Consider the following 2,306-nt stretch of genomic DNA (forward strand, 5'->3'; position numbering starts at 1 on the left):
GATGTGGGTGGAGATCCGGAAAAATAATCGGTAGTGGCCGCGTCAACCGGCCAGTGCGAATAAGGACGTCTTTTGAACCGTCAACCTTCACACGGATTAAATTGCAACCCTGTGCCCCGCAAGGGGCCCCCGTTGCAAGCCCCCTCCGATAGGAGGGGGTAGTTGCCGCTTCTGGATCGGTTCCGGGAGGTCCTCGAAGGCCTCGTTGCAAGCCCCCTCCGATAGGAGGGGGTAGTTGCCTGCTGTGGTTACTCCTCCATTGTAGAGGATGGATTTACCGTTTTGAGGTTCAATCTGAGGGCCCAGGACCAGTTCCGGCGGAGAGGTGAACACCGTGAACTTCACCGGGATGCTCTCGATCCCCATCTCCTTTGCCCGCTCGTCGAGCATCGCATACACGGTTTCTATCGAGCAGACGTTCTCCGGCGGCGGCGGGCCGTTCCAGATGCCCACCCGGAGATACCCGTCGATATCGTAGCCGAAACCGATCAGGGACCCATGAGGATAGAGATAGTGGTCCCGTATCAGGTCTCCCATGGCGTCGGTGAAGTTTTCCAGGTCCGGATACGACGCGCTTCTTCCTCCTTTCGAGAAGGGGAGTCCTCCGAGTGTGAGGCTGACGGGCTCCTGCTTGTTCAGATTGACCTTCAGGAGTTCGACGATATTTTCCGTGGGTACGGGAGCAGGTTGTGGAGAGGTCTCCGAACCATCCCCGACTTTAACGGAGCGGTATTTATGTAACTGATTGAGCATCTCGGAGAGTTCCTTGCTCCTGCTTTCATTCATGCCGTCAAGGTAGGTTACTCTCGGCATTGTTTCGATCATCCGGGAGATTTCTCTGTCACTTAATCGATCTCCCCGATCGTCAAAAAGAAAAGGACTCCGCTCCAGTTCTACGCTCCTGCTTACCGGATCGCCCTGGCTGTTTTCATCCGCACTCACCGCCGGCACACAGATCGCGCCGACGACCAGCAGCGCCGCGAGAACGACGCCGATTTCGGAAAGAATTTTTGGTTTCATGGTTTCATTCCTCCTTTCATGCGTACCCGGAGGGACCACGGAACCGTAACGGCTATCCCCTATGGAAGCCAACAACCCTGTTGTCCTCCGGGCACGCTGTGGGAGTCCGGGTGCAGTCCCCACGACCGGGCCGGGCTCCCGCGGGATACCGCATGCGGCTTCCCTGATCGAGACGTCGGCGTTCCCACCCATAACGTTTCTGTCCATTACCTAGAACTGTCGCGGCGCTACCCGGGCCGTCGCATCTCCCGATCCGCACGTGACCGGGCAATTCGCCAGCAGTATAGCCGATCTCCGGTCGAAATACACCATGGACTCCGATTCGCGGATCTGAGAACGGGTTCGATAAGATTCCTGCATACCTTCCCCGGATATCGAAACCCGGGAATATCGTCGGCCCGCACCCGGGCGCAGCCCTCAAGATGGCGGGAAGTGCGCGTGGAGAGGCCGTCACCGGATGTCCGTCCGCATGAACCGCACGTATGCGGCGGAGGAGAAGACGATGGAATAGAGGATCAGCGCTACCACGTTCGCCCTATCCTGCCGGGCGTATCTGGGTCGCCCCGGGGGAGACGTGAATCCTCGGGATCAAGTCGTTGACGCCACCCACAGCGGGAAAAAGGTTTGTGGCGTTCACGATTTACGCATGGGCGCCGACCGGCGAGCTTCCTCACGGGGTCCCGGTGTCAATCGACCAGATCCTGACGATCTTTCTGTGCCTCAACCTGTCCCCGGTTCCCCCAACGTTTGCTCTCTCACATCCATCCTGCCTCCTCCCTCGCCATCCTGAGTGCATAATCGACCGGACTCCATTGTATCAGAACTGTCCTGTTGTGCATCGTGGTGCCGTTCAGCGCCTCGTTTTCGGGGGTGAGATTGCGCACCCACACATCGATCTGTGTGGGCGATGTCGCGAAACTTGATATCTGCAGTTCGGGATGGTCCTTCTGGAATCGGAGTAGTTCAGCCACAACCTGCTCCCTTTCTTTCTCATACGCTCTCTCATCCTCGAGATTATGAACGACTGTAAAGGTCCAGCCGGCGACCTGCTTGCCCTGAATGGCATCCACGTCGTTCCTCTTCGGTACGAAGAAAACAGAGATAGTAGCCTGTTTGTTCTGGGGATCAAACCCCCATTTTCGTATGCTCCCTATATCCGCGGATTGCACGATGTTTTCCATTTCCTCTTTCACTTCATCCGGCAACTCGTCCGCCGTCATATTTGCCGCATCCAGCGCTTGCCTCACGTCCTCCCGAATATGATGTTCCTGAACGACGTTAAAGGT

The 2,306-nt window shown here is 57.1% G+C and carries 1 protein-coding gene and 1 pseudogene; both read right to left on the reverse strand.

Annotation, left to right across the window (positions count from 1 at the left end; all coding sequences use genetic code 11):
• Window positions 1-96 precede the first annotated feature (96 nt).
• Window positions 97-1,020, reverse strand: coding sequence for a hypothetical protein (locus BRA42_RS08550; protein ID WP_292405839.1), 924 nt, complete (start codon window positions 1,018-1,020; stop codon window positions 97-99).
• 755 nt (window positions 1,021-1,775) lie between these two features.
• Window positions 1,776-2,306: pseudogene (locus BRA42_RS08555) on the reverse strand (hypothetical protein); the annotation flags it as partial.

It is taken from the genome of Methanoculleus sp. UBA374, assembly GCA_002508705.1.
GTDB lineage: Archaea > Halobacteriota > Methanomicrobia > Methanomicrobiales > Methanoculleaceae > Methanoculleus > Methanoculleus palmolei.

Excerpts from the sequence above, each read along its gene's own strand:
- BRA42_RS08550 (WP_292405839.1), bottom strand. The coding sequence starts at position 1,020 with ATGAAACCAAAAATTCTTTCCGAAATCGGCGTCGTTCTCGCGGCGCTG.